At 35.1% G+C, this 22,835-nt stretch carries 24 protein-coding genes and 1 tRNA gene; 10 read left to right on the top strand and 15 right to left on the bottom strand.

Features of this window, described 5'->3' with window-relative positions:
- Positions 1-23: 23 nt before the first annotated feature.
- Genes QWY87_RS16965 through QWY87_RS16980 form a run of 4 tightly spaced genes read right to left on the bottom strand, consistent with a single transcriptional unit; the run spans position 24 to position 4,476 of the window.
- The gene (locus QWY87_RS16965) at positions 24-1,793 is read right to left on the bottom strand and encodes a nitric oxide reductase activation protein NorD (RefSeq protein WP_290293461.1); all 1,770 of its coding nucleotides are present in this window, start codon (positions 1,791-1,793) and stop codon (positions 24-26) included.
- A gap of 33 nt (positions 1,794-1,826) precedes the next feature.
- Complete coding sequence (locus QWY87_RS16970; protein WP_290293462.1) at positions 1,827-2,654, bottom strand: CbbQ/NirQ/NorQ/GpvN family protein; 828 nt, start codon at positions 2,652-2,654, stop codon at positions 1,827-1,829.
- A gap of 29 nt (positions 2,655-2,683) precedes the next feature.
- Positions 2,684-4,024 (bottom strand): cbb3-type cytochrome c oxidase subunit I, encoded by a 1,341-nt coding sequence (locus QWY87_RS16975; RefSeq protein WP_290293463.1) that lies wholly within the window; start codon positions 4,022-4,024, stop codon positions 2,684-2,686.
- A gap of 11 nt (positions 4,025-4,035) precedes the next feature.
- Positions 4,036-4,476 carry a c-type cytochrome gene (locus QWY87_RS16980; RefSeq protein ID WP_290293464.1) on the bottom strand — a complete coding sequence of 147 codons (441 nt, stop codon included), beginning with the start codon at positions 4,474-4,476 and terminating at the stop codon, positions 4,036-4,038.
- 251 nt (positions 4,477-4,727) lie between these two features.
- On the opposite strand from QWY87_RS16980, the gene QWY87_RS16985 reads away from it, so the two are divergent.
- The gene (locus QWY87_RS16985) at positions 4,728-5,915 is read left to right on the top strand and encodes a hypothetical protein (protein WP_290293466.1); all 1,188 of its coding nucleotides are present in this window, start codon (positions 4,728-4,730) and stop codon (positions 5,913-5,915) included.
- A 268-nt stretch (positions 5,916-6,183) separates the two neighbouring features.
- Complete coding sequence (locus QWY87_RS16990) at positions 6,184-8,256, top strand: hypothetical protein (protein WP_290293470.1); 2,073 nt, start codon at positions 6,184-6,186, stop codon at positions 8,254-8,256.
- A gap of 138 nt (positions 8,257-8,394) precedes the next feature.
- On the opposite strand, the gene QWY87_RS16995 is transcribed toward QWY87_RS16990, so the two are convergent.
- The 5 genes from QWY87_RS16995 to QWY87_RS17015 all read right to left on the bottom strand — a co-directional run bounded on the left by QWY87_RS16995 (position 8,395) and on the right by QWY87_RS17015 (position 11,840).
- Positions 8,395-8,964 carry a 2-oxoacid:ferredoxin oxidoreductase subunit gamma family protein gene (locus QWY87_RS16995; protein ID WP_290293473.1) on the bottom strand — a complete coding sequence of 190 codons (570 nt, stop codon included), beginning with the start codon at positions 8,962-8,964 and terminating at the stop codon, positions 8,395-8,397.
- 5 nt (positions 8,965-8,969) lie between these two features.
- Positions 8,970-9,686 (bottom strand): thiamine pyrophosphate-dependent enzyme, encoded by a 717-nt coding sequence (locus QWY87_RS17000; protein WP_290293475.1) that lies wholly within the window; start codon positions 9,684-9,686, stop codon positions 8,970-8,972.
- Between the two features lie 43 nt (positions 9,687-9,729).
- Positions 9,730-10,821 carry a 3-methyl-2-oxobutanoate dehydrogenase subunit VorB gene (locus tag QWY87_RS17005; RefSeq protein ID WP_290293478.1) on the bottom strand — a complete coding sequence of 364 codons (1,092 nt, stop codon included), beginning with the start codon at positions 10,819-10,821 and terminating at the stop codon, positions 9,730-9,732.
- Positions 10,822-10,848: 27 nt separating this feature from the next.
- The gene (locus QWY87_RS17010; protein ID WP_290293481.1) at positions 10,849-11,073 is read right to left on the bottom strand and encodes a 4Fe-4S dicluster domain-containing protein; all 225 of its coding nucleotides are present in this window, start codon (positions 11,071-11,073) and stop codon (positions 10,849-10,851) included.
- A 368-nt stretch (positions 11,074-11,441) separates the two neighbouring features.
- Positions 11,442-11,840, bottom strand: a complete 399-nt coding sequence (locus QWY87_RS17015; RefSeq protein WP_290293484.1) for a CBS domain-containing protein — start codon at positions 11,838-11,840, stop codon at positions 11,442-11,444.
- 127 nt (positions 11,841-11,967) lie between these two features.
- Between QWY87_RS17015 and QWY87_RS17020 the strand changes: the two genes are divergently transcribed.
- The gene (locus tag QWY87_RS17020) at positions 11,968-12,303 is read left to right on the top strand and encodes a hypothetical protein (protein ID WP_290293486.1); all 336 of its coding nucleotides are present in this window, start codon (positions 11,968-11,970) and stop codon (positions 12,301-12,303) included.
- Positions 12,304-12,453: 150 nt separating this feature from the next.
- Here the strand turns inward: QWY87_RS17020 and QWY87_RS17025 are convergent.
- Positions 12,454-12,528, bottom strand: a tRNA-Pro gene (locus QWY87_RS17025).
- A gap of 64 nt (positions 12,529-12,592) precedes the next feature.
- The gene (locus QWY87_RS17030; RefSeq protein WP_290293488.1) at positions 12,593-12,919 is read right to left on the bottom strand and encodes a thioredoxin family protein; all 327 of its coding nucleotides are present in this window, start codon (positions 12,917-12,919) and stop codon (positions 12,593-12,595) included.
- A gap of 179 nt (positions 12,920-13,098) precedes the next feature.
- Between QWY87_RS17030 and trxB the strand changes: the two genes are divergently transcribed.
- Complete coding sequence (trxB, locus tag QWY87_RS17035; RefSeq protein ID WP_290293490.1) at positions 13,099-14,046, top strand: thioredoxin-disulfide reductase; 948 nt, start codon at positions 13,099-13,101, stop codon at positions 14,044-14,046.
- Between the two features lie 140 nt (positions 14,047-14,186).
- Positions 14,187-15,629, top strand: coding sequence for an SLC13 family permease (locus QWY87_RS17040; protein ID WP_290293493.1), 1,443 nt, complete (start codon positions 14,187-14,189; stop codon positions 15,627-15,629).
- A gap of 27 nt (positions 15,630-15,656) precedes the next feature.
- On the opposite strand, the gene QWY87_RS17045 is transcribed toward QWY87_RS17040, so the two are convergent.
- From QWY87_RS17045 to QWY87_RS17055, 3 genes are all read right to left on the bottom strand, one after another.
- Positions 15,657-16,676: a DUF368 domain-containing protein gene (locus QWY87_RS17045; protein WP_290293494.1), complete on the bottom strand. Its 1,020-nt coding sequence runs from the start codon at positions 16,674-16,676 to the stop codon at positions 15,657-15,659.
- Complete coding sequence (locus tag QWY87_RS17050) at positions 16,677-17,600, bottom strand: polyprenyl-phosphate transporter (protein WP_290293497.1); 924 nt, start codon at positions 17,598-17,600, stop codon at positions 16,677-16,679.
- Between the two features lie 95 nt (positions 17,601-17,695).
- Positions 17,696-19,093, bottom strand: a complete 1,398-nt coding sequence (locus QWY87_RS17055; protein ID WP_290293499.1) for a tetratricopeptide repeat protein — start codon at positions 19,091-19,093, stop codon at positions 17,696-17,698.
- A gap of 158 nt (positions 19,094-19,251) precedes the next feature.
- Here QWY87_RS17055 and pyrR point away from each other — a divergent pair, with 158 nt between their 5' ends.
- Genes pyrR through QWY87_RS17080 form a run of 5 tightly spaced genes read left to right on the top strand, consistent with a single transcriptional unit; the run spans position 19,252 to position 22,448 of the window.
- Positions 19,252-19,797 (top strand): bifunctional pyr operon transcriptional regulator/uracil phosphoribosyltransferase PyrR, encoded by a 546-nt coding sequence (gene pyrR, locus QWY87_RS17060; protein ID WP_290293501.1) that lies wholly within the window; start codon positions 19,252-19,254, stop codon positions 19,795-19,797.
- A 60-nt stretch (positions 19,798-19,857) separates the two neighbouring features.
- On the top strand, positions 19,858-20,790 hold the full coding sequence (locus tag QWY87_RS17065; protein ID WP_290293502.1) for an aspartate carbamoyltransferase catalytic subunit: 933 nt from the start codon (positions 19,858-19,860) through the stop codon (positions 20,788-20,790).
- Positions 20,791-20,805: 15 nt separating this feature from the next.
- Positions 20,806-21,159 carry a ribonuclease Z gene (locus QWY87_RS17070; RefSeq protein ID WP_290293503.1) on the top strand — a complete coding sequence of 118 codons (354 nt, stop codon included), beginning with the start codon at positions 20,806-20,808 and terminating at the stop codon, positions 21,157-21,159.
- Between the two features lie 9 nt (positions 21,160-21,168).
- Positions 21,169-21,531 carry a T9SS type A sorting domain-containing protein gene (locus QWY87_RS17075; protein WP_290293505.1) on the top strand — a complete coding sequence of 121 codons (363 nt, stop codon included), beginning with the start codon at positions 21,169-21,171 and terminating at the stop codon, positions 21,529-21,531.
- On the top strand, positions 21,528-22,448 hold the full coding sequence (locus QWY87_RS17080; protein WP_290293506.1) for a ribonuclease Z: 921 nt from the start codon (positions 21,528-21,530) through the stop codon (positions 22,446-22,448). The genes QWY87_RS17075 and QWY87_RS17080 overlap by 4 nt, the downstream gene beginning before the upstream one ends.
- Here the strand turns inward: QWY87_RS17080 and QWY87_RS17085 are convergent.
- Positions 22,445-22,804: a CoA-binding protein gene (locus tag QWY87_RS17085; protein WP_290293507.1), complete on the bottom strand. Its 360-nt coding sequence runs from the start codon at positions 22,802-22,804 to the stop codon at positions 22,445-22,447. The two genes, QWY87_RS17080 and QWY87_RS17085, sit on opposite strands and share 4 nt — an antisense overlap.
- Between the last annotated feature and the right edge of the window lie 31 nt (positions 22,805-22,835).

Below are 22,835 nucleotides of genomic sequence, written 5' to 3' on the forward strand. Positions count from 1 at the left end.
GTTTTCCGAATTCGGAATCTAGACTAACTTTGATGCTTTATTTTTTCATATAACTTTACAAGCGCATGCAATAATTCAACAGGTTTCGTTAAAATTTGATAATGATTTGAACCAAACATCTGAGGTAAATAATACTTGGCCTGGGCCTCTATGGCTAAGGCGTATGAGTTAATCTGTTTCTCGTTGAGTTCTCTTATGGCCTGTTTTACATCATTAATTCCATATTTACCTTCATATCTATCATAGTCATTTGGTTTCCCATCTGAGATGAGAATCACCCATTTATTCTTTGTACTTCTTTGATCTAATAGGTGGCCTGAATGCCTGAGTGCTGCTCCTATTCTTGTATATCCGCTAGGCTGAATTCCACCGATTTTATACTTGGCCTTATTCCACGGATCATCAAAACCTTTCAAACTGATATAAGAAGAGTGATTTCTTGTTTTTGAATAAAAAGCATCAATCGAAAAATCTATATTAAACTCATTTAAAATTTCACCAAAAAGTATGGAAACCTGTTTTTCAACATCGATCACCCTGCTTCCTGCTGCATAGGCATCACTTGACAAACTCACATCAAGGAGCAATAAAATAGATAAATCCTTTTCCTTTTTACGTCTTGATAAATAAATCTTATCTGACGGAGTATGCCTTGAATTGACATCAACAAACAAATCTGTAATCGCATCCAAATCAAACTCATCTCCTTCTGATTGTCTTCTTTGCTGTTGAAATTTATTATTTACTGAAGTCAGCATTTTTCGAAGCCCATTCAAAGTCGCAGCGTTCTGCCCTATCGTTTTTTTGTAGAAATCAAGATTAGAATTATCTAACGTTTTCGGGTATACTTTACAAAAATTCTCTTTGTAAGCTCTTTTGGCATAATCCCACTCATCGTATAAAATATGATAATCATGTTGCTTGGCATCAGCGCTTTCGGCTATGGTAGTATTTTCCACAAAATCAGCCTGATATACTGAATGAACCGGGTCATCAACTCTCACCGTGTATTTCATGTTCAATTCTTCAAGTGCATTCTCGTGATCCTGAAGATCATCATCCCCATCCATATCTCGAAAATTGCCTCCAAATTCATCTGCAGTTTCTACTTTTTCAAACTGATGCTGCAGTACCGCATCATCTAATTGCTGTTGATCAAGTTGAACAGAAATTATTTCCTCTACTGCTTTTGCTTTCAGCACTGTTTTAGGTTCATTCCCATCAGCCGTTTTGGTTTTCGTATTGAAATTTTCCAGTGAATCTTGAGATGGTTCATCCTTACTATTTTGCATCCATTTGCCAAAGACCATACTATAGTCAGATTTAGCAACTGACTGTTCTTTATTCTGATATAATAAAATAATTTTCTGATAATAATCTTTAGCGACAGGAAATTGTTCAAATAATTCCTTTAAAACCACTTCGGAGCTTTCTTCTGCTTTTAATCGTGATTCAGACAGAGAGTGGTCAATTGAATCAGACCAATTCAAATTCATGTTTTTCTGAACCGAAAGATATAAGATCCGGAATAAATAAAAAGAGATGTTTTCTTTGTTCGTAGGAAATGAAGAAAAAACAGATGGTAAAAAAAAGTTATTGTTTTTATATCCGCCTTCCTTTTCTGCTTCAAAAAGCTCAATGGGTTCTCCTGTAATGGCTCTTGCGAATAGTACCAATCGGGGCTTAACATCATTTAATCTCGCCGCATGGGAAATATTAGCTTCCTTCTTTTTACTTCTTCGCTTAAAAAAATGAGCAAATTTAGTAAAGATATATTCATCCGGCTCGAACATTCAATCAAAGAATTTTTGCAAGGTTAATATTCCTTATATCATTAAATCACAGAGATCCTTCAAGGCATTAACGGTCTCAATATCATCAGTTAAAGGCTCTACAATAGCAGCATGCACCGCAATGCGCTTTGGCAAACCAGTATGGATCAGTTTAGCGGCATCTACCAACAACCTGGTAGACACAGTTTCTGTCAAGCCTAATTCAGTAAGGTTTCTAATTTTTACCGCTATATTCACTAGTTTTTTAGCCAATCCAAGTTCAATCTCTGTTTCATTAACCAAAATTTCAGCTTCAAACTTAGGATCAGGATAATCAAACGAAATGCCAACAAATCGCTGTCTTGTAGAAGGTTTTAACTCTTTGAATCCTCTTTGATATCCTGGATTAAATGAAGCAACGAGCATAAAGTCTTCATGAGCTTTTACTGTTTCTCCTAATTTGTCAATATAGAGCTCTTTTCTATGGTCAGTCAATGAATGTACTGCCACAACAACATCAGGCCTTGCCTCGGCAATTTCATCGAGATAAATAATGGCTCCTTCCTTTGCTGCCCTTGTTAAAGGGCCATCAATCCATATGGTTTCAGCCCCTTTTATAATATACCTGCCAATCAGATCTGTTGATGACGTTTCTTCGTGACAGGATATTGTGATGAGAGGCTTATTCAATTCGTGTGACATAAACTCAATAAAACGAGTTTTACCGGTTCCGGTAGGTCCTTTTAACAGCACCGGCAATCGATTTTTAAAAGCGTGTTCAAAAACAATAATCTCTTTGGCAGTAGCCTTATAATATGGCTTCTTAACTACCTCTATACTTTTTGAAGGATTAACTTCAACGCTTTTTACATTGCTATCCATTTCATTTTGTTTTAATGTCAATGTCATGCTTATAAATCCCCTTCTTCTAAGGCCTCATCAGTGGGCAATCCATGTTTATAGAAATCTACTATATAAAAGGCAATTCCCAGCGTAAATAAAGTAGCACATAAGATCAATACCACAAAATGAATACTGATTTCATTTTGAACAGCCATAAAATCCATTTTGAACTTTCTTTCAAGATATACTTGTGCTACTCCGGCAACTCCAAAGGCAACGGTCATACCTACCATTCCTATATTAGCGCACCAAAATGCAGCCCTACCTATAGAACTTTCATATAATTTTCTACCAGTCATATTAGGCAGACTATAACTTATAATCGCAATGACGATCATACCATATGCTCCCCAGAACGCAAGGTGTCCGTGCATTGCCGTAACTAAAGTTCCGTGAGTATATAAGTTAGTTTGCGGTAAAGTATGCGCAAATCCTAAAAGTCCTGCCCCAACAAAAGACACTATGGCAGCACCTAAAGTCCAGTATAATGCTAATTTATTGGGATGCTTTTTTTCGCCCTTACGATACATGTTCACAGCAAACAATGCCATCGCTAAAAATGCCAAAGGTTCTAAGGCTGAAAATATTCCTCCAACAATAATCCATATTTTATTGACACCTATATAATAGTAATGATGCCCTGTTCCTAAAACTCCCGATAAAAATGTAAGACCAACAATTACGTACAACCATTTTTCAATAACCTCTCTGTCTACACCTGTTAATTTGATCAATAAGAACGACAAGATTCCTCCCATAATCAATTCCCATACTCCTTCAACCCACAAGTGAACTACCCACCAGCGGAAAAAAGAATCCATTACCTGGCTGTCAAATGGCAGCATTCCTGGCAAATATAAAAGGGCTGCAAAAAGTAAACCCATAGAAAGTACCAAGGCAGTGGTAGTTTGTCTTTTCCCTTTAAATAGTGTGGTTAGAATCAACCCGAGAAAAAGCAATACATTAACCACAACAAGATAATCCAAAGGTCTTGGAATTTCTAAAAACTTTCGCCCCTCCCAGATATTAAAATGAAAACCTATAATCGCAGCAACTCCAACAAGTGCTAATGAGATTAATTGTACATAGGCCAGTTTCACGTTCACTAATTCGCGTTGTGCTTCTTCTGGTATGATATAATATGCGGCTCCCATAAAACCTGAAAGCAGCCAAACAACTAATAAATTCGTATGGACAGCTCTGGCTGTATTAAAAGGTATAAACTCGTGTAGATTATCAAAACCTATACGGGCAAATCCCATAATAAATCCATAAGTAATCTGTAATGTAAGAAGCAACATTGATAAGGCAAAAAACCAATATGCCACTTTTTGTGATTTGTATTTCATGATATTTTAATTTAGTTGTTGACTTTATCTTTTGCTAAGGGTGAGACTACAGTATCGAAACCGTTTAAGTCAATATCATCGATCCAGTCAAAGAACGCGATAACATCTTCTGCTTCCTGATCTGACATACCATAGGCTACCATTTTTCTTCCGTTTGGTCCCCAAGGTACCGGTGACATTAATACTGCTTTGATGTATCCTTCTCCCCTTCTGTCTATGACTTTGGTTAATTCGGGTGCATAATAAGCTCCTTCGCCTAAAATGGTATGACAACCCATACAGTTGTTTTTTTCCCAAATATTTTTTCCGCGCACTACCTGTTCAGTGATTTCTCCGTAATTTGATTGATCTTGATCCTTACTGAAAGAATAAATAGTAAGCCCTATAAATACAAGGAACGTCACTAAAGTACCCCCCAAAAAGAATGCTCTGGCTTGTTTTTTTGATAACATAGTTGATGATTTAAGATTTAAAGACCTTTTTATCTTTTATTCAAAGTAAAAGATTCTGTACAAATCAAAACATGATAATTATCATGGTTTTCAAGAAAATCGAAAAAAAATGAACAGATGCCGTCAGTCTAGCCCTATGGGTTAATGGATTCTACAATTAATTGTTTCTATTAGAAATTTCATGATACCTCTCATAGTATTTCCCGAATTATTATTCTAAAATCATTACTTTCATCCCGTAAAAGCCAAATATGCAAAGAAAACTAGTTCTCATATGTCTAATTAATTTTTTCATTGCTGCGCTTTTAGGTTTGCTATTACGCTATTATTTTATTGATTCGGTTGCCCTTAATTATCGGTTTTTAACGCATGCACATTCTCATATCGCCATGCTTGGTTGGGTTTATTTAATGCTATTCACACTGATTGTTCATTACTTTATTCCAGACAAAAAGCCTATTTATAATCGCTTGTTCTGGCTAACTGAATTTGCAGTAATTGGTATGCTTCTTAGTTTTCCTTTTCAGGGATATGCAGCTGTTTCAATTTCCTTTTCAACCTTGCATATTATTTGTAGCTATTATTTTGTATTTCTTATATGGAAACATCATGAAATCAGCAATTTACCAACTCGATATTTGGTAAAAGCATCGCTGTTATTTATGTTGATTTCAACTATAGGCATTTGGTTTCTAGGGCCTGCTGTTTCAATGCTTGGCAAAGCCTCTGCATTTTATCAAATAGCAATCCAGTTCTTTTTACACTTTCAATTTAATGGATGGTTCTTAATTGCAGTGCTCGCCGTTTTTATTCATATTATTCAGCTTAAAGACTCTAAACAGTTCAGGTTATTTTTTAAGCTTTTAATAGCTTCGACCATTTTAACTTTGGCATTACCAGTAAATTGGTATGCACCTCATATCTTCTTGTATTGGATAAACGGCTTAGGAGTAGTGATTCAGTTTTTTACCCTGGTTCTATTTTTAAAACTTATTAAGCCGCATCAAAATTTAATAATCAAACAGAGTTCAACACTTGGTCTTTACCTGTTAAGTTTTGCCGTATTTTGCTTCGCTTTAAAATCTGCATTGCAATTGGTATCGCTGGCCCCTGAATTTTCACAAGTAGTCTATCAGCACAAGAATTTTGTTATTGGTTTTATACATTTATTGATGTTAGGCGTAATTTCTGGATTTTTGATTTTCTTTATATTACAAAGTAAGTTGGCCATTTATAATAATTTTCTTCGCCTAGGAATTTTCACCTTTGTATTAGGCTTTATATTAACTGAAATACTGTTGATGCTGCAAGGAGGCATGTTTTATCTGGGAAACGGTTTCATGCCTAATTATTACCAACTTTTATTCATATGTAGCATACTTATACCTCTTGGGATTCTTCTTCTAATAATCAACATATTACAACTTAAAAGGTCTTGAAGCTGTCATGATGGTTCTGACAGATTATAAAATTGAATCTTGGGTTTGGTAATCACCTCAATTTAGAGATTTTCTGTTTCATTGCAAAAATGTTTATGCTGTCATGACAATTCTCGTTATATTTCTTATTTTCACAGTGACAATGGCGTCTAAAAAAAATGCACTGGCCTTTGTGGAAATTTATATGGGCAAATTAATAAGTTTAAATGCTTTGGAGCAATTCCCGCTAGCCTAATTCGTTCAGATTCCAGCCTAAATAAAAATACTTATGGCAAATAATAAACTCATTGAAGATCAATATAAACGAAACAGTTTATTTGAAAAAGAAAATGTGAATTATCTGGTTAGAGTTTTAAAAAGATTCAATACGGTTCCCAAGATCAACAGCATAAATATTATTACTTCGATAAGAGAGCCTAATCTATTTAAAATTGTCCCCAATAAATCAATTAAAATAGGTTCATCATTTTTAGATAAACCTGTATTAGCCTTAATTTATTTGAGATATGGTATTGAATGGCAACTCTGGTATAAGGCTTTGGGCGAAGATAAATCTGACATTGTTTTATGTGATTTAGCCGCACTTGAAGTGACTCAAATATTTTACAATTTATTACCAAAAGAAGATAAAGAAAAATTAAAAACGCTTGATCATTTTTTAATTGATATGATCAAGAATAATACAGCTATAAACACTGAATCTTTATCAAAATATGAAGAACTGCAGGGTTTTCATGGATTGAATTATTCGAACGTCACATTTAAAGAATCCTGGAAACCAATTCTCAAAAATCTGGCAAAACCAACTGAATATTTATTGATGTCAGGAGGTGACCTGAGACTGAATATTGACGAACATGAATTATTAAACAAATATGGATGTCGGCCATTTCCAAGACCCGAAGCCTTTACTTTTGCCTCTTCAACAGCAACGAGTGTCTCAAATTATGCTTTTGATAAAACAGACAAGGTTAGAACCATATTGATTCAAAACAGTTTAAAAAACGGATTAAACAATGCAACGCTTGACTTTTCAGAATTGCTAAAAAACAATCTGAGAAAATCTCTAAGGATAAAAGATGATTGTCAAATAATATTTTCGCCTTCGGGTACTGATTCTTCTCTTCAAATAGGAGCCATTACTCAAATTATAACTACTAAAGAAATTACCCATGTTTTAGTGGCTTCTGATGAAACCGGCAGTGGTATCGCTACTGCCTTAAAAGGACGGCATTTTGAAAATACAACTGCTTTGAATTATCCGGTTAAACAAGGAGATAAAATTGAAGGGTTTAGAGATGTTAATTTGATCAAAGTTCCTTTTAGAGATGAAAATGGTCAATTAAAATCACCGGCGCAATTAGATACAGAAATTTTTGATGCGATTGTAAAAACCAATGATTTAGGAAGACATGTTGTACTACATACAATGGATCAATCAAAATTAGGCTATCAATCTCCTAGTAAAGAGATGATTGATAATTTGAATACACTTGATGATCTATCTATACAAATTATTGTAGATGGCTCACAACTTAGGTTAGATCCAATCGACATACGGCAATATTTAAACAAAGGATATATTGTTACCATAACCGGAAGTAAATACTTTACAGGACCTCCGTATGCCGGTGCTTTAATTGTACCTAAAAGTGTTAGTGAATCAATTAATGCTGTAAAAAACACTTTGCCTAATGGGCTGACCCAATATTATAATCATTCTGACTGGCCTGTATCATGGCTCTGTTCAAAAAGTTTACCCGATGGGTTTAATTACGGCTCTTATATGCGATGGAATGCTGCCATAGTTGAAATGGAGAGGTATTTTAAAACACCCATTTTATATAGAAATTTAGGCATTGAGATGTTTTGTAATTTTGTTGAAGACTCTATTAAAGATGCTTCTTTTTTAGAACCTCTTTTTGGAGATGAAACAAAAATAAACACTTATAATACTGAAGATTTCGGACTTCGAAATATTCGAACAATATTTCCTTTCTTTATCCTAATGAATAATCAGGCCTTAACTGTAGACAAGGTAAAAAAGCTCTATCTCTTGTTAAATTCTGATATATCCGATCAGTTTTCAGCATCTTCTTTAGAAATCATTAGACTCGCGGCTCAAAAATGTCATATTGGGCAAGCTGTTGATGTAAAATATGGAAATGATTTGCAAAGTGCTGTATTACGGATTAGCCTGGGAGCAAGGGTTATTTCTGAAAGTTGGGTTAATAGAGATATTAGCATCTATTTTAGAAATATAGAAGCACAAATGAATCAGATTACGGTAATTATAAAAAAGATAGAATTGATACTCAGTAATCCTGAAATGTTGAATTAACTAAATTCATTTTAAACTGTCCTATTTTTCGGAAAGGCTGTAGAATGTTTTTTTAGTTCTTTATTATAAAGTGTAATTTGTTTTGTTAGTTTAATTTGTGCTTTTTTTGCCAAATTCCATCCACTTTAATAACAATCATTAATGATTAGTTAACTGATTTTCTGCCTTACATAAAAATATGTTTTGCATGCCCTTGGTGATGGCTTCTTTATTCAAAGGAATTAAATTGTGATAGCGTTCAGGTAACGATTTCTTTAAGCCTTCAATAACATTTTCTAATTTCACTATGGGTTTAATCTTAAGAAATCCACCCAAAACTATCATATTGAACACTTTTTTATTACCCATTTCTGTTGCCAATCGATTCCCTTCGATCTGGTAAATATCAATATCCGTTCTAGTTGGGTGAATTATGATACCATTAGGGTCATATATCAATACACCACCTGGTTTCACTGATTTTTCGAACTTATCCATAGATTGCTGGTTTAATATAATAGCCGTATCATAAACCTTTAAATATGGTGAACTTATTCTTTCATCACTTAATATAACGGTAACATTTGCAGTTCCTCCTCTCATTTCTGGACCATATGATGGCATCCAACTTACCTCTTCGTCTTGCATAATACCTGAATAAGCCAATATTTTTCCCATAGATAGTACACCTTGACCACCAAATCCTGCAATGATAATTTCTTCTGTCATAACATTTATTTTAATTTACCTTTCACTTTAATATCGCCCAAAGGAAAGTATGGAAACATATTTTCTTCCATCCAAATATTTGATTCATTTGGCTCCATTTTCCATCCCGAATTACAGTTAGATACGATTTCCACAAAAGACAGACCTTTCTTCAACCGTGTGTTTTTAAATGCTGTTTTAATTGCTTTCTTTGCTTTCCTGACGTGCTTATGAGTATGCACAGCTTGTCTAGTTACATAATATGTTCCAGGTAAGTTGGCGATTAACTCTGTTATTTTGAGAGGCGACCCCATGGTATCAATTTCCCTCCCATATGGAGAAGTTGAAGTACGCATATTGGCCAATGTTGTAGGCGCCATTTGCCCTCCTGTCATACCATAGATGCCATTATTAACAAATATAATTACGATGTTTTCACCTCTATTACAGGCATGAATAGTTTCAGCAGTACCTATTGCGGCCAAATCACCATCACCTTGATAGGTGAATACATATTTATTAGGCCAAGTTCTTGAAATAGCAGTCGCCAGAGCTGGAGCCCGACCATGAGCAGCTTGGGTTATATCAATATTCATAAAATCATAAGCCAGTACCGAACACCCTACAGGAGCAACTCCAATAGTGTCTTCAACAATACCCATTTCGTCAATGACTTCCATTGCCAAATTATGAGCTGTTCCATGACCACAACCTGGACAGTAAGACAGGTTTGTGTCAGTCATTAAACAAGTTTTACTAAATACTTTATTCTCGGGTTTAATGATATCAGTTACGTCCATTTTTTATGATTTTTTGTTCTAAGGCTTCCAAGATTTCTTCAGGGGTATGAATGATTCCTCCAGTTCTTCCAAAATGAGCTACAGGAACTTTACAGTCTACAGCTAATTTTACATCTTCGACCATTTGCCCAGTACTCATTTCAACACTTAAAATTCCTTTTACCTGATTGGCCAATTCAAAAAGTGGTTGTTTTGGAAAAGGAAACAAGGTAATTGGTCTTAACAAACCTACTTTTATTCCTTTTTCACGCGCCAATTCAACTGCCTTTTGTGAGATTCTGGCACTTGATCCATAAGCCACAATGAGATATTGGGCATCATCACATTGTATTTTTTCATAACGTAAATCCTCCTTCTCCATTTGTTCATATTTTTTTAATAATCTATGAACTCTTGCTTCCATTTTTTCAGGTTGCAAATCGAGTGACGTCACTATGTTTCTTTCTCTTCCTTTTTTTCCTGTCGTGGCCCAATCACCATATCTTTCAATAATCTCTTCATCTGGCATCCGGTCTTTTTGGTCTTTGAGTATAACTTTCTCCATCATTTGACCTATCAATCCATCAGAAAGAATTAAAACAGGAGCGCGGTATTTAAAAGCAATTTCGAATGCATCATCAACAAAATCTGCCATTTCTTGAACTGAGGCTGGTGCTAATACATAAAGTCGATAATCACCATGGCCACCGCCTTTCACAGATTGAAAATAATCGGCTTGAGATGGTTGGATGGTTCCAAGACCTGGTCCACCCCGCACTACATTAACGATAACAGCTGGAAGTTCTGCTCCAGCCAGATAAGATATTCCTTCAAGCTTAAGAGAGATCCCCGGGCTGGAGGATGAAGTCATTGCACGTTTTCCAGTACTGGCTGCGCCGTACACCATATTGATTGCAGCAATTTCGCTTTCGGCCTGTAAAACCACCATACCTGTTCTCTTCTCAGGGCGTTGTGTCATCAAATATTCAATGACCTCAGATTGTGGTGTTATGGGATATCCAAAATATGCATCTGCACCTGCTCTTATAGTGGCTTCGGCTAAAGCTTCATTACCCTTCATTAATCTTAATTCAGACATACCATACTTATTTTGATGAAATTACAATTAAACTCTAATGCGATATACTGCAATTGCCCGATCTGGGCAAACTATGGCACAATTGGTGCAACCGGTACATGCTTCGGGATTACTCATATAGGCATAATGGTATCCTTTTCGGTTAACCTCTGTAGACATGCTTATTACTTTTTCTTCGCAAACCGGTATACATACTTCACAACCTTTACAGGTCTCTGTGTCAACTACTATTGCTCCTCTAACTTTTGCCATATTCTTAATTTTATACCCAACTTTGGTGCGTCAATTAAATAATTCATAAAATTAAGCTTAGTTTGTTGATTTAAATATGATTATTGTCATAACACCTTAAATCTTGGGTTATTAAATTGAAGGTCATAAACAGCTATTGACTATTATACTTGATGTACTTTTTACCTTAAAACCAAACGTTAACATTTACGAAGCACACCACTCAATTGATAATAGTTTGAGTGTTGAACAATACCATTTGGGAAAAATAATTTTCAACAGTCGAAGGTCTAATATATGATCATCTACATATTCGTGATAATTACGTTATGCTCCATTTAAAGCAAGAAAATTTGAACCTCTTTTGGTTTTATAGTTGGAAAATTGTTTTAATCCAGCGAATGTTCAGCAACCAATTTTGTAAAATCTAAAGAACTAATCATACCTTTTATTTCTCCTTCATACATCACAATTATATGATGTACATTATGTCTTAGCATCATTTTGGCAGCCGCCTTTGCGCTTGAATCCGGGTGAACAAGGTGAATATTTGAAGAAGTCATTATTTCTCCCACAGTTGTATCTTCGCTCACTTCCTTATTTATATCTGTAGCGGTGATAATGCCCTGAATAGTCATTTCAACCTTAAGTGTATCATTGGAATACGAAATAATTGGAATAGCATGAATTCCTTTTTCCTTCATAAGCATTCTTATTTCTAGAACGTTATGATCTTCCATCGCAGTTGTGACTGGAGCCGACATAAAATCTTTTACTTGTATTCGCATAAGTGACGTTTTGGGTAAATAATAGTGTTATGATAGTTTAAATAAACAGTAGCTGGCAGTCCTATTCATTTGCCTTAGTATAAAAGTACGAATACATGTCCATATCGCGTATGATAAAAATCATACCATGAGAGTCAGAATTTTTGAAATTTGGTTTATCTCTTGCGAGGTGATCGGAGGTGAGGTGATCGGAAGTGAGGTGATGAGTTTTCTTCTTTCAGTGATGCAGAGTATTGATTCAAATCAACAATCTCCAATCTTCAATCTTAAATCGGATTACCTCCCTTCAGTCGCTGATCCTGATTTGGGGAACGATGCTAAAGCAAAATCTGACGACAAATCAAAATTCAACATTCCGTGTTTGATATTCGAAATTCCAATCTTCAATCTTCAATCTCAAATCTCAAATCTCCAATCTTCAATCTCAAATCTTAAATTAGGATTACCTCCCTGCGGTCGGTGATCCTGAAGGGGTGTCGATGCCAAAACAAAATCCTTTACAATTGTTTCACAATTGAGTATTTTTTGTTTTCACCCCTTTATGAAAGCAAGCTTTCAATGGGGTGAAAACAAAAAATCCCTTCAAACTAAAGTTTGAAAGGATTTTGCTTTGTCGGGGTGGCAGGATTCGAACCTGCGGCCTCCACGTCCCAAACGTGGCGCGATAACCGGGCTACGCTACACCCCGAATGATTACCAATTTTAAGGCTGCAAAGATAATACTTAATATTAGATATTCAAGTAAAATATTATTAATCTTCAAAGGCAAGTGGATATAAGCGCTCAATTGCCATTTCTAATTCCCCTACTCCAATGTGCCTGCTCTTTCTTAGAAACTCTTTACCATCTATGAATAATAATATGGTTGGTTCAACAAATACCTGGTGATTGGCAGAAAATTCAGGCGATGCATTCATATCGATAAAAATAAAAACCAATTTTGGGAATTTCTCATTTAACAAAGCCTTTACTTTAGGTTCCAGGGCTTCACCAACAGAGCAGCTGTTGGTTGCAAAATATAACACTACTCCCCTGTTCTCAACAATAAGTTGTTCCAAATCATTTTCTAATGGTACCATTTAATAGCCTCTTTAATCAATAATGTAAGTTTCAATAGACATACTCGTCAATTACTGAAGTCAAATTTAACCATTAAAAACTGTTATAACAGTATTGAAAAAAAAGATATTGAATCGTATTTTAAACGTAGAGATTTGCATATTTTTGTTAACTGAAAAATTTAAAAAAAGAGATCATAATGGATGGCACTATAGAAAGAATTAAATGTTTGATAATTGGATCAGGACCTGCTGGCTATGCCGCCGCTATTTATGCTGCTAGAGCAGATTTAAAACCTGTTGTTTATACGGGTATGCAAATGGGCGGTCAATTGACTACAACAACTGAAGTTGATAACTATCCGGGATACCCTAACGGGACCGATGGAACTGCAATGATGGATGATTTTAAAAATCAGGCTGAAAGATTTGGAACTGACGTGAGGTTCGGAATGGCTACCAAAGTTGAGTTTAGCAATGAAGTAGGTGGAATTCATAAAGTAACTATTGACGAGTCAAAAATAGTAGAAGCAGATACTGTGATTATATCGACAGGGGCTACTGCAAAATACCTAGGTATTGAGAGTGAACAACGTCTTATTGGAGGTGGTGTTTCTGCCTGCGCTACTTGTGATGGCTTCTTCTATAAAGGACAGGATGTTGTGGTGATTGGAGCAGGAGATACTGCGGCCGAAGAGGCAACGTATTTGTCTAATATCTGTAAGAAAGTAACCATATTAGTTAGAAAAGATTATATGAGAGCTTCTAAAGCGATGCAACATCGGGTAACTAAAACAGAGAATATCGAGGTGATGTATAATACTGAACTAGATGAAGTTTTAGGCGATCAGGTAGTTGAAGGCGTTCGCGTTTTCAATAATATTAGTAATGAAAAAACCCAACTTGATGTAACGGGTGTTTTTGTAGCCATCGGACATAAACCAAATACAGATATTTTTAAAGGAATTCTGGATATGGATGAAGTGGGTTATCTTGCCACAAAAGGCAAAACTACCAAGACAAATCTTCCTGGCGTTTTTGCGGCAGGTGATGTACAAGATAAAGAATATAGACAGGCGATCACTGCAGCAGGAACTGGCTGTATGGCAGCACTAGACGCTGAAAGATATTTAGGTTCCTTAGTATAAGTACCTAAAAACACGATATTAGCCCGGTTCATCTGGGCTTTTTTTATGTCTAATAAAACGGTTTCGTAAATATTTTTACTTAATCCATCTTAAAATTGCAGATAACGTAACTTTGTAATCTATTAACTAAGTAATAACACATGGCTGATTCTAGGACCGCCTCCATGCGGTATTTAAAAAAATTTCAACACGTTGTCGACATACAACAAAAGATTATTTATTTTTTACTAAGCGCTATTTTTGCTTTTGTAATGACCTACTGGATCAATAGTCCAGAATTAGATCAAGCACAGGTTTATGTTTTATTCTTATTGTTTTTTTCAATTGGTCTATGGGTAACTGAAGCCGTTCCTCCCTTTGCCGTTGGACTATTAATATTCGGTTTTCTGGTATTTGCCCTTGGCGGATATTATGCAGAAATTGATCCTGAGAATGCGTCAAAATATGTGGCAAAATATGTTCAAACCTGGTCTAACAGTGTTATTTGGCTGATGCTTGGTGGATTTGTAATGGCAGAGGCCATGCAAAAAGTAGGATTAGACAAGACGCTTTTTAAAATGACTATTTCTAAATTTGGGACAAAACCACGAAATGTATTGTTGGGTATTATGCTTGTAACGGCTATTTTTTCAATGATCATGTCAAATACGGCTACCACCGCAATGATGATAGCCGCGGTTATACCTTTTATCAATACGCTTGACAAAAATTCGCCTTTTGCAAAAGCGCTACTGATCGGAATTCCTGCTGCTGCATCCTTAGGCGGAATGGGTACCATTATCGGTTCTCCTCCAAATGCTATAGCAGTTGACGCCATGAGTAACCATGGAGTTCAATTTGGTTTTCTTGAATGGATGATGATTGGTTTTCCTGTAGCAGTAATCATGGTGCTCCTTTTTTGGGTATTTCTAATCAGTAGATTTGTTCCTAAAGTATCAACTATAGATCTGGATTTTTTAGAAGACCTGGATACAAATAACAATTCAAGAATATTTATTATCAAAAGAAAAATAGTATTAGGAGTACTTCTCTTAACACTGGTATTATGGTTAACCGGTAATGTTCATGGCATTCCTGCCTCAGCTGTTTCTTTGCTGCCCATAATGCTTTTAACGCTTTTGGGTATTGTTTCTGGTAATGATGTTAGAAAATTACCCTGGGATACCTTAATGCTGGTTGCAGGTGGTCTGTCTCTTGGTTTAGCCATTCAGGAAACTGGTTTAGCAGAACATTATGTAAAACTGTTGAATAATTATGATCTGAATCTATATGCCTTAATGGCTGTATTCTCGCTGCTCACGGTAATACTTTCAAACTTTATGAGTAATACGGCAACGACCACAATACTGATTCCTATAGCGATTATATTGGTTTCATCAAATCAAGTGATTCTTCCTTTGGTTATTGGTTTAAGTGCTTCAGCCGCCTTGTTTTTACCTATTTCGACACCGCCAAATGCTATTGCCTTTAGTACCGGTAAACTGGATCAAAAAGATTTTAGAGCTGGTGGACTTTTCGCAGGTATTCTAGGGCCTGTTGTGATCATAATTATGGTTTTGATCATGAACGCCCTTTATGCTTAATAAAGAGAAGTACCTTGATAATTTGAGTTAGGAGGACGGTATTTTATCACGGCCAATCCAATCAAGAACCAGTAATATTGCCAATCCAAATAGGATGTAGAACAAGGCATACCAGGTAGTCGGATCTGATATACTTGGTAAATATCTTTGGTAATTCTCAACGATTCTATTATCCAGACTATCAAAGAGGTAAACACCTTCTTCCATTTTGTAAATGGTCTTCTTCCACGGCCAGACAATACCTAAAGACCCTCCGATAAAGCCAATGATTAAAGCAGTTATAAGTTGATGGTATCTTTTTAACAGAAAGCCTAATATGTGTGAGGTAATGACCAATCCAAAAATAGATCCTAATCCAAAACTGGCAATGATCTTCATATAACGCATTCTTACCTGATCATGAATAAAATCAAAATTCCAGGAAAACACATCTTGAATTGCTTTATATAATTCATTCACGGAATCTACCAGAAGTAGTACGTAATTCCCCATCAGAATCAAAATAAAAGAGCCAGACAGCCCTGGTAAGGTCATGCCCGACACCCCGATAATTCCACAGAAAAATACAAACCATAAATTGTCATTTTCCTTTGCAGGACTCATAAAACTAATGGAAATACCAATCGCAACACCAAGAAACATCGTGAACAGGTTGCTTCGAGAAAAATCGTTAAAATCTTTTGCTACATAATATATTGAACCCAATATCATCCCAAAAAAAGTAGCCCAAACATACAATTCAAAATTTTGAATTAAAAAATCGAGCACTCTGGAAACCGAAAAATAACTAAATGTACTTCCTGCAAAAACGAGTAAAAGAAAGCGGCCATTTACGTATTGATAGAAACTCTTGAATCGACCGTCCAATAAAAGCTTGAATGCCTTTCTATTGATCTTTTGAAGTGAATAAATTAACTCTTCATAAAATCCTGTTACAAAAGCGACAAGACCACCTGAAACACCAGGAACCTTATTTGCAGCTCCCATGCCCACCCCTTTAATAAAGAGTAATAGTTTATCCAAGAAAGATCTCGTGTTTTCAGGCATTTAATTATTTTTTTTTAACGCTAGCTTCTCAAGAACAATAATAGATAAGAATCCAATGGCAGCTAAAAGCAAGGCATAAACCAACTGAGGGTCTCCTTCATAAGAAGATGGCAACACACTGATTTCATCCAGTACTTTTAATTTCCCATTGATCATTTCAGTCTTAAGAACTTCTTTCCATGGCCATATTTTATTGAGAGAACCAACAATGAACCCGGTTAAAACAGCTAAAGTCAAATTTTCGTAGTGGTCAAAAAGCCATTTTAATAAACGTGAGAATGAAAGCAGTCCTACAACCATACCCAACATCATTACCCCCAAAAATCCAATATTTCTATCGTGGATAGCATCCAGAACGGGTTTATACATCCCTAATAAAAGAAGAATAAAACTTCCTGAAATTCCCGGAAGTATCATGGCACATATCGCCAATGCACCGGATAAAAAGATATATGGATATGACGCATTTGTAACCTGTGGCGTAAGTGTTGTGATAAAATAGGCAAGCAAAGCACCAGTTATCAACAATACAATGGCGCCAATGTTCCATCTTGTAATTTGTTTGGCCACATAAATTATACTGGCTAAAACCAAACCAAAAAAGAAAGACCATATCAAAATTGGCTGTGTTTCAAGAAGGTGCTTAATAAGCTTTGCCAATGTGATAATACTCAAGCCAATTCCAATCACTAAGGACAGTAAAAAATTTCCATTTACAGCTTTCCACATTGCCGCAAACCCCTCTTTTTTCCATAATTTAATTGTTGCTAAATTGACCTTACTAATCGAATCAATTAACTCTTCATAAATTCCTGAAATAAAGGCAATTGTACCACCGGAAACACCAGGCACAACATCAGCAGCACCCATTGCTACGCCCTTCAGTGAAATCACAAAATAATCTTTAAGGTTTCTCTTTCCCAAAATATCGAACTAAAAAATTAAGAGCCAAAGATAGCTAAATTTGCTCATTGAAAATCGATATAATTTGGGCAATTCAAATAGATAAACAGCTCGGATTAGTCTAAATCCTTGAACTTGGCAATTAAGTTTTGTACTTCTGTTAAATCCATAACTGTAGGATATAACTCTTTGGCAACGCTCAAGTATTCATAATCTAATTTTAAGGCTGTCTCGAAGAAAAATAAGCCTTCTTTTTCCTTTTGCACCAAAAAGTGAAGTCCGCCTAAACGGTAAGTGATCTCTACAGCATCTTTGTATGTCTCACGAGCATCAAGCAAAACCCTGATGGCTTCATGAAATTCTCCTAGAAAATGTAATACATCGGCTAAAGCAAGGTATACTTCTAACCTGTCATCTTCTAGTCCAATGCACTTATAATAGGCCTTAGCGGCTTCTTCAAAGAGGTTTAATTTTAAATTAATCTCTGCAAACTTATGCCAGTAAAGATTGTTTTCTTCATCAATTCCAAGTGCCTTATTGATAAAATATAATGCCTTGTGGTAATTTTTACTGCTGATATAAGTGTCGGCAAGAGCAAGCCATCCTTTATCAAGTAAAGGATCTTCATTTACTGTTTTATTATAAAAATCTATAGCATCTCTGGTTGAATCGAGCTTTTCATAACACTTCCCAATTCTTAAATATGCAAAAGAAGTTGGCGTATCTAATTCCATCGTTTTATGATAAAATACGATAGCTTCCTCATAATGACCAAGTTCCTCTAAAGTCTTCGCTTTTTCCAAGTGAGCACCTATAAATTCCTCATCAATTAATATGGAATATTCGAATGCCTGCAATGCTTTTTGGTAATCATAAACAATATAATACTGTCTACCCAATTGATGCCAGGCAATTTCACTGTAAGGATCTTTTTCAATATAATCTTGCAGGTATGTAATTGCTTCAGCATGCTTTTTCATCATATCAAAGCAATAGATCACATTGTATAAAGAGGAATAGTTTTCATACTCCACATCAAGGCTCTTTGCAAAATTAAATCTTGCCGTATCAAAATCTTCAAGAAACAAATACTCCATCCCAATCATCGATAAAATCTCAGCATCTTCATCTGCATATAACAATGCTATTTTAAGATTGTCGACAGCTTCCTGGTGTTTTCCTTTTTTTGAATAAATAGTTGCCTTTTGAATATATACATCTTCATTAGAAGGCTCAATTTCCTTTAATTGATCCAGTAACTTTTCAGCTTTTTCAAGTTTTTCATCCAAAATTAGTAATTCAACATGTATCAGTTTTAAGACTACAGAAGATGGATGTTGTGAAAGCCCCAGATGTAATGCTTTTTTAGCCAAGGAGAATTTACCGCTGTCTACATAAAACAGAATTATTTCTTCGAATTCATTTGAATCAAAAAAATATACGCTATTGGTCTTTAACATCAATTCAAATTTTGATAAGGGTTGATTATCGTTATTATTTGAAAAATGCTGCATATATTGGCTTTTTTATAGTTACTAAAGTAACATCAATTGTTGGCCGCTAAGAGCATGAGTTTAATTTTTCTTAACAATTTAATTAACAGCCTAAATATTATTTATCATCACAAAAAAAACTGTAACTTTGTTTCATATTTAATGCCTTTAATGCTACTATGGCCAAAAAGACCTTACTTAACGAAAAAGAAATATATATCATTCTTAATCGTCTGGCTTGTCAACTCATCGAAAATCATCAGGACTTCAGTAATACCATTCTCATTGGAATACAACCCAGAGGCATATATCTAGCTGATCGACTGGTTCAGATCTTAACCGACGAGTATCAAGTTAAAAATATCAAGCTCGGAAAGCTTGACATCACTTTTTACAGGGATGATTTTAGGAGACGTGAAGATCCTTTAAGTGCTAGTTCAACCGATATCAATTTTATTGTTGACAATAAAAATGTTGTTTTTATTGATGATGTTCTATTTTCTGGAAGGAGTATTAGAGCCGCATTAACTGCGATACAAGCATTTGGCAGACCTAAAAACATCGAATTGTTAGTACTGATTGACAGAAGGTTTAGCAGACACCTTCCTATACAACCTGATTATAAAGGACGTCAAGTTGACGTAATAAAGGATGAACAAGTGAAGGTCGAATGGAAAGAAAACGAACCTAAGGATAAAGTTTGTATTGTTAGTCCGGATGTTTAACGGATTAAGTTTTATAAGGCATAGTTAACTGGATTATTAAATTCAATTGGAATAAAAGAAATGGCTAAATTAAGCGTGTCCCATTTACTCGGGATAAAACATCTGAATCTTGAAGACATCAATTTGATTTTCAATACAGCAGATCATTTTAAAGAGGTAATTAACAGACCTATTAAGAAAGTTCCTTCCCTAAGAGACATTACAATTGCTAATTTATTCTTCGAAAACAGCACACGGACCAAGCTCTCATTTGAACTGGCCGAAAAGAGATTGTCTGCAGATATTATAAATTTTTCAGCCGCACAATCTTCGGTAAAAAAAGGAGAATCACTTATTGATACTGCCAACAACATTCTTTCAATGAAGGTTGACATCATTGTAATGAGGCATCCAAATGAAGGCGCTGGTGACTTCCTCGCAAAACATGTTGATGCAAAAATTGTCAATGCTGGTGATGGCGCTCATGAGCATCCTACACAGGCCTTATTAGATTCTTATTCAATCAGAGAAAAATTAGGAGATGTTAAGGGTAAAAAAGTAGTTATTATAGGTGATATACTCCATTCAAGGGTGGCACTTTCTAATATCTATGCACTTAAATTACAAGGAGCTGAAGTCAAACTTTGTGGCCCCACTACCCTTATCCCCAAATACATTACTAAATTAGGAGTGACTTACGAGAAAAATCTCAGAAAAGCCCTCGAATGGTGTGATGTAGCCAACGTATTAAGAGTACAACACGAAAGGATGGAGGTGAAATATTTCCCTTCTATTAGAGAATACACCCAATTATTTGGGATTAACAAAGAATTATTAGACAGCATAGATAAAGATATTGTGATTATGCACCCTGGCCCTATAAACAGAGGTGTTGAATTAACAAGTGATGTTGCCGATTCCAAGCAGTCTATTATTTTGAATCAGGTTGAAAACGGTGTCGCTATCAGGATGGCAGTTATTTATTTGCTTGCCCAACAAATTAAGCGAGATTAGAAAAATCAGCAATTTATGAAGATCAATAAAACAGATAAATTTTACGACCTAAGTCTTTCAGAAAACCAACTTTCAGAGGGCGAAGAAGGTTTTAAACTATTTTTTAATGAATTTTTAAAAAATAATACTAACTTTAAGAACGTAAATCTGATTTTAGATTTTTCCAGTATAATTAACATTGATTTAAATAAAATCTTGTTATTTTCGCAGCTAAGCGAAACGCATAGAAATAATAACAAATCTTTTGTCATTGTTTGTGAGGGAATAGAGTTTGATAAGATACCAGATGAAATTGTAGCCGTTCCAACTTTCAAAGAAGCAGAAGACATTATTGAAATTGAAGATATTGAACGTGATTTAGGATTTTAAATACACTATATGGTAAAAAAACTACTCTCTATTATTTTTTTATTAACCTTTTCTACAGCACTTCTTGCACAACAAGATGATGCTAAGGATCTCGAAATTCTTGAAGGCGCTCTGATAGGAATCCATGAAGTCATGGCTTCTCCTAATCCATTTAGCGTATCCACAAGAATCAGATTCGAAGCTGACGAAGCTTTTGACATCGATTTTATTGTCAAAGATTTGCTTGGAAATACCGTCTTTGCTGAAAAACGCAAAGCAGATAAGGGACATAATTCAATCCCCTTCTTTCGAGATGAACTCGAGTCAGGTATTTATATCTATTCATTAAAGACCAAGACTAAAGTAATCTCAAAGAGGATTGTAATTAAATGAGTTTCAGGCTGACCATATTAGGCTGTCATTCTGCCACTCCTAGAACTTTGGCGCATACTTCATCTCAATTTCTGGAGATGAACAATGACTGTTTTTTAATCGACTGTGGCGAAGGTACACAAAGACAATTACGAAAATATAAGATTAAATTTTCGAAGATTAAACACGTCTTTATTTCACACCTGCATGGTGACCATTTCTTTGGTCTAATTGGCATGATATCAACGTTTAACCTATTAAATAGAAACACAGCGCTTCATGTTTACGGGCCAAAAGGGATTAAAGAAATTATATTACTTCAATTAAAATTGTCGAAATCATGGGTTGAATACCCTTTGCATTTTCATGAATTAGATTCGAAAGAAAGTGAATTGATACTTGAAAATGACAAGGTCAAGGTTTTTACTATTCCATTGACTCATAGGATTTACACAAATGGTTTTTTGTTTCAAGAAAAACTTCAGCCACGTAAATTAAATATGACAGCCATTCAAAATCATTCAGAAATTGATATCTGTGATTATCAAAATTTAAAGGATGGCAAAAATTTTAAAAATGAAGATGGCAGCATTATTGAAAATAGTGAACTGACAACCGACCCTCCAAAACCTTTATGCTATGCGTATTGCAGTGACACTGCATATAATGAAGATATCATTCCCTTAATTAGTCAAATCGATCTGCTCTATCACGAATCTACTTTTCTCGAAGAGCATGCTGAATTGGCCACCAAAACAAAGCATAGTACCGCTGCTCAAGCTGCAACTATTGCTGAAAAAGCTCATGTAAAGAAATTATTACTGGGTCACTATTCAAGCAGGTATGCTTCATTAGAGCTTTTTGAAAAGGAGGCAAAAAAAATATTTTCTGAGGTAGCACTTTGCGAAGCCGGCAAGCAATTTTATGTTGGTAATTAAAATTGATTGAGGCTTAACATCACTAAAGTACAAACTTTTTCAAACAAGATCTGCTCCTCATTCAAAATCAATTCAAACTCTTTATTCTCGGAGCCTGGATTAAAAATTACTCTTTTAGGTTTTAATTCAAGTATATAGTCATAATACGATCTTTGATTCATTGGGTTCAAATAGATCGTAACCGTATGAATGTCGTTTATCAATATTGGCTCGGTTAAAATGGCTATACCCTCAACTTCACCTATTCTTGATCCAATTGCGATCACATCATGTTCTTTCAACTTTAATTTTTTCATTGCCATATTAGAATAACGACTGCTGTCTAATGAGGCTCCTAAAACAATTACTTTCTTCATATCATGATTTTTACTGGTCATTTACATACAA

Origin of the sequence: Lutimonas halocynthiae, from assembly GCF_030409835.1 — a bacterium.
GTDB classification, from domain to species: Bacteria; Bacteroidota; Bacteroidia; order Flavobacteriales; family Flavobacteriaceae; genus Lutimonas; species Lutimonas halocynthiae.